Raw genomic sequence first — 5,289 nt, forward strand, 5'->3', positions numbered from 1 at the left:
CCGACTTCTCTGCTTTCTCTGACGCCTTCCTGGACGACTTCGTCTTCCTCATGAATTTCAGACCCCGCAAATGCCTTGACTGGCGCGCTCCCTTTGAAATCTTCTTTGGCTCTTTGTTGCACTTGACTTGACAATTCGCAGTATTTCTCCCGGCTTGTCAATCGCCCTCCCCGGAACTGGCCCTTTCTTTCCCGCAAATTGTCCAAATTTGGATAATTTATGTCGAATTTTGGAGGGAGGGCTTTCCCATGTCCATCAGCACCAAACTGACCGCAGCCAAACACCGGCTGGGATTCACCAGCGCCGAGCTGGCCTGCCGCTCCGGCGTCCCCCTGAGCACAGTAAACAAGATCCTCTCCGGCCAGACCCGCCATCCGTCGCCCCAGGCCCTGGACCAGCTTTGCCGGACCCTGGGGATCTCCCTCTCCTACCTGTTGAAGGACGACATCCCGGGCGGGCAGTACATCCCCGTCCAGTGTGAGGAGACGGGGCTGCGCTATCTCTCCAGCCAGGAGTGGGAGCTGGTCCGGGACTACGGCGTTCTCACCGTCCAGGGCCGTGCCATGGTGGACAGCCTGCTGGAGCTGCTCCTCAACCTCTCGCCCCTGCCCCTGCCCACCGGAAAGCGGCGGCTCCTTCTGTGCTTCCAGCCGGCGGCCCAGGGTCTGCGCGGGGCCTATATGGACGGCTTCCGCTATGTCCCGCTGGACGTGACCCTGGACAGCGTCACCGAGCAGGCCGACTTCTGCCTCCTCCTCACTGACCGCTCCATGGAGCCGGTCTATCTCCCCGGCACCATGCTGGCCGTCAAACGCCAGCCCGCCGGCCCCAACCAGCTGGGTCTCTTTCTCCTGGGGCATGAGCTCTTTTTCCGCACGCTCTCCCGCTCCACCGGACGGACCAAGCTGGTGGCCATCAATCTGGAGTACAAGGACGTCCCTGTCCGCCGGTCGGATGAGCTTCACTGTCTGGGCACCATCCTGGGCGCCGTCCGGGACTATGTCCGGCTGCCCGCCCGGGAATAACGTCCGATTTCCTTTGTCCGAAGCCCGCGACTGTGCTATACTGCTTTCAAGAAAGGAGGGGTCATGTTTGCCCCAGCTCCCCGACGGACTGCAAGACCTGGTCCATGGTCTGGCTGTCTTTTTGCACGACCACGCCGCCGTTATGGCGTGGTACACCACAGTGGTGCGGTTCCTCTTCCCCGTTCTGGCCGCCCTTATCCTGATCCGCAGCATCCGCTCCCTCCTCACGGTGCCCCATGTGCCGGAGGTGTGGGCCTACCTCACCCTGCCCAACGGTCTCTCCCAGCCCCTCGCCCACTGGGAAAACTTCCTGGGCCGCTCCAACGCCTGCGATGTGATTTTGGGCTATCCCACCGTCTCCCGGCAGCACGCCGCCCTCATCCGGGCGGAGAACGACAGCTGGACGGTCTACGACCTGGGCTCCAAGGGGGGCGTCGCCGTCAACGGAAGGCCGGTGGCCGAGGCCGCACCGGTGGCCTACGGCGACGTGCTCTCCCTGGGCGGCGTGGAGACCGTTCTTTTGCCGGTGCCGCCGGAGGAGCGGGAGAAGCGCCGGGCCAGGCGGCAGGCCGAGGAGCGCCCCGTCTCCCCCTGGGTGGGCCTCTTCTTCCTCACCCTCTTCCAGATCCTCACCGCCGTGCAGCTCATGGCCGCCGCCGGACCAGAGCTGCCCGCCGCCGTTCCCGGCGCCTTCCTCTGTCTCACCGCCGTCATGTGGGGCTACTTCCTGGCCATGCGGGCCATCCGCCGGGTGGGCTTCGAGATGGAGACCATCGCCTTCTTCCTCTCCACCCTCTCCCTGGCGGTCACCGCCTCCTCCGCCCCCTCCGCCCTCTTCAAACAGCTGCTGGCCCTGCTGCTGGGGCTGTTCCTCTTTGTAGTCCTTGGGGTCTTCCTCCGGGACCTGGACCGGGTGAAGGCCATCCGCTGGCTCATGGCCGCCGGCGCCATCGGCCTTTTGGGTCTCACCCTGGTGCTGGGCCTTCTGGGCCTGAGCCACAGCAAATACGGCGCCCTCAACTGGATCACCCTGGGCCCCCTCTCCTTCCAGCCCTCGGAGGTGGCCAAGATCTGTTATATCTTCGCCGGCTCGGCCACGCTGGAACGGCTCTTCCGGAAGCGGAATCTGGGGCTCTTCATGGTCCTCACCGCCGTGTGTCTGGGCTGCCTGGCCCTCATGAGCGACTTCGGCACCGCCGCCATCTTCTTCGTCACCTTCCTGGTCATCGCCTATCTGCGCTCCGGCGACTGGGCCACCCTGGCCCTCATCTGCGGCGGCTCCGTCTTCGGCGTGGTCATCCTCCTCACCTTCAAACCCTACATCCTCAAACGGTTCGCCACCTGGGGCCACGCCTGGGAGCAATCCTCCGCCGGCGGCTTTCAGCAGGTGCGCACCATGTCGGCTGCCGCCTCCGGCGGTCTGGTGGGGGTGGGGGCCGGAGAGGGCTGGCTCCACAACGTGGCCGCCGGCGACACCGACCTGGTCTTCGGTATGCTGTGCGAGGAGTGGGGGCTCATCATCGCCGTGCTGGCGGTGCTGTGCATCGTCACCCTGGCCGTCTTCGCCGTCCGGTCCTGCCGGTCAGGCCGGTCCAGCTTTTACACCATCGCCGCCTGCGCCGCCACCTCCCTGCTGGTCTTCCAGACCTGTCTCAACGTCTTCGGCTCTGTGGACCTCCTTCCCCTCACCGGCGTCACCTTCCCCTTCGTCTCCAACGGCGGCTCGGCCATGCTCTCCTCCTGGGGCCTGCTGGCCTTCCTGAAGGCCACCGACACCCGGCAGAATGCCAGCTTTGCCATCCGGCTCCCCTCGCGCCAGGAAAGGGACTCCATCTATCTGCCCAAAACGCCCGGAGAGGAGGTGGACGGCGATGCGTAAGATCGAAAAACGGGCCGCGCTCTGTCTCCTTCTGGCCGCCGCCCTGGTGCTGGGCCTGGGGGTATTCTGCTTCCGCTTCTTCCTCAGCGGCGGGAAATGGGTCTCCTTCGCCGCCAACCGCCACCTCTACAACAGCCGGGGCGAGCTCTCGGTGGGCCGGGTGCTGGACCGGGACGGAGACCTCCTCTCCTGGGTGGATGAGGACGGCAGCCGGGTCTACTACGACAACGCCACCGTCCGGAAGGCCACCCTCCACGTGGTGGGGGACGCCCAGGGCCGGATCGGCTCCGGGGCCCTGGTGGCCTTTGCCGACCGTCTCTCGGGCTACAACCTCCTCACCGGGGCATACAGCCCCATGGGGGCGGGCAACGACCTCTACCTCACCATCGACGCCCGGCTCAACTACGCCGCCTATACCGCCATGAACGGGAAAAAGGGGGCGGCCGCCGTCTACAACTATGAGACCGGCGAGGTCCTGTGCCTGTTCTCCTCCCCCACCTTTGACCCGGTCTCGCCCCCCGACATTCAGGAGGGGGATACGGCCTACGACGGCGTCTACCTCAACCGGGCCCTCTCGTCCACCTTTGTCCCCGGCTCGGTCTTCAAGACGATCACGCTGGCCGCCGCCATCGAAAACCTCCCCGACCTTTTCAGCCGCGCCTTCACCTGCTCCGGCTCCTGTCAGGTGGGGAACGACGTGGTGACCTGCCCCGCCGCCCATGGGGAGCTGGACATCTACTCCGCCTTCTCCAAGTCCTGCAACGGCGTCTTCGCCCAGCTGGCGGCGGAGCTGGGGCCGGAGGTCCTGGCCGAGTACACCCGGCAGGCGGGGCTCACTGACCGGTACAGCGTCAGCGGCCTCAAAACCGCCGCCGGCAGCTTCCAGTTCTCCGGTGCGTCGGAAAACCAGCTGGGCTGGGCCGGGGTGGGCCAGTTCAACGATCTGGTCAACCCCATGTCCCTGATGATCTACATGGGGGCCGTGGCCAACGGCGGGCGGGCCGCCCTTCCCCAGCTGGTCCGCAAGACGGTGACTCCTCTGGGCTTTCCCCCATCCTTTTATTTCAGTCACAAGACCGGCAAGCTCATCAACGCCGACACGGCGGCCACCCTGGCCGACATGATGGCCCGGAACGTCACCGAGACCTACGGCGCCGGGCGGTTCCCCAACATGGACCTCTGCGCCAAGTCGGGCACCGCCGAGGTGGGCGGCGGCAGGGCCCCCAACTCCTGGTTCACCGGCTTCCTCCGCAACGAGGACGCCCCCTACGCCTTCGTGGTGGTGGTGGAGGAGGGCGGCAGCGGCGCGCAGACCGCCGGCAGCGTGGCCGCCGCTGTCCTGGACCTGCTGGTGAACGGCTACTAAAATCATGGAAACAAAAAATTCCGGCGGTCACCCGCCGGAATTTTTTGCATTTCCCGCAACCCTTTCCCGGGAAATGCGTATATCCAGTCAGAGTTGACCCGCGGGAGACTCGAAGCCAAAACCGACGGAGGGATGCCTGTGGAAGATACGCGCCTGATTGAGGGATTGCGCCGGGGCCGCCGCGCCGCCCTGGAGGAGGCCGTCCAACGGTACACCCCCTATGTGAGCGTCACGGTGTGGCGTACCCTGTCCACGGGCGGGCCCGCCCTGCGGGAGGACGTGGAGGAGGTGGTCTCCGACGTGTTTTTGTCCCTGTGGACCCACGCCGGGGCGCTGCGGGAGGGGGCCGACCTCCGGCCCTGGCTGGGGACAGTGGCCCGGAACAAGGCCGTCGATCGGCTCCGCCGGGCCCCCGCCCCGGTCCTCCCCCTCTCCGACACCGACGCCGCCCCCCAGCCCGGCCCCCAGGAGACGGCTGAGCAGCGGGAGTGGGCAGAGCGGCTGTGGCAGGCCGTGGACGCCATGGACGAGCCTGACCGCACCCTCTTCCTCCGGTACTATTGGTACGAAGACCGGCTCCGGGACATCGCCCGGGACCTGAAGCTGAACCTCTCCACCGCCAAAAGCCGCCTGCGCCGGGGGCGGCTGGCTCTGCGGGAGGAACTGACGAAAGGAGGGGAACACCCGTGAAGGAAACCCATTTTGCAGAGCTCTGGTGGGATACGGTACCCACAAAGGCGCCCTGCCCCCAGCCGCTGGACCCGGAGGACATGGTCCGCCGGGTGAACGTCGCCCTGGACGGTCTCCCCTCGGAAAGGAGACCACAGATGCGGAAAAAGACCCGTTTCGCGGCGGTCCTCATCGCCGCCACTGCGGCCCTGGTGGGCACCACCCTGGCTGTCACGTACCACTTCGACGTACTAAATGCCTTTTTCCAGGGGGACACCGCCCCCGCGCAGGCCCTTGTAGACCGGGAGATCCGGTCGGTCAGCGATGAAAACTATACCCTGACTGTGGAG

Annotated in this window: 4 protein-coding genes and 1 pseudogene; all 5 read left to right on the top strand. The window is 66.1% G+C overall.

Annotated features, from left to right (window positions below):
• The first annotated feature begins 248 nt into the window (after positions 1 to 248).
• On the top strand, positions 249 to 1,025 hold the full coding sequence (locus tag Q0Y09_RS11865; RefSeq protein ID WP_297721923.1) for a S24 family peptidase: 777 nt from the start codon (positions 249 to 251) through the stop codon (positions 1,023 to 1,025).
• 67 nt (positions 1,026 to 1,092) lie between these two features.
• Positions 1,093 to 2,904 (top strand): FtsW/RodA/SpoVE family cell cycle protein, encoded by a 1,812-nt coding sequence (locus Q0Y09_RS11870; protein ID WP_367184389.1) that lies wholly within the window; start codon positions 1,093 to 1,095, stop codon positions 2,902 to 2,904.
• Positions 2,897 to 4,270 (top strand): penicillin-binding transpeptidase domain-containing protein, encoded by a 1,374-nt coding sequence (locus Q0Y09_RS11875; RefSeq protein ID WP_297721927.1) that lies wholly within the window; start codon positions 2,897 to 2,899, stop codon positions 4,268 to 4,270. The genes Q0Y09_RS11870 and Q0Y09_RS11875 overlap by 8 nt, the downstream gene beginning before the upstream one ends.
• A 138-nt stretch (positions 4,271 to 4,408) precedes the next feature.
• Positions 4,409 to 4,960: a sigma-70 family RNA polymerase sigma factor gene (locus Q0Y09_RS11880; protein WP_297721930.1), complete on the top strand. Its 552-nt coding sequence runs from the start codon at positions 4,409 to 4,411 to the stop codon at positions 4,958 to 4,960.
• Positions 4,957 to 5,289, top strand: a pseudogene (locus Q0Y09_RS11885) (copper amine oxidase N-terminal domain-containing protein); the annotation flags it as partial. The gene Q0Y09_RS11880 and the pseudogene Q0Y09_RS11885, both read left to right, overlap by 4 nt.

This window comes from Intestinimonas sp., from assembly GCF_026169115.1.
Lineage (GTDB): Bacteria > Bacillota > Clostridia > Oscillospirales > Oscillospiraceae > Intestinimonas.

Bases quoted from the DNA above. Each gene is read 5' to 3' on its own strand.
- Q0Y09_RS11875 (WP_297721927.1), top strand. From the start codon at position 2,897: ATGCGTAAGATCGAAAAACGGGCCGCGCTCTGTCTCCTTCTGGCCGCC.
- Q0Y09_RS11865 (WP_297721923.1), top strand. From the start codon at position 249: ATGTCCATCAGCACCAAACTGACCGCAGCCAAACACCGGCTGGGATTC.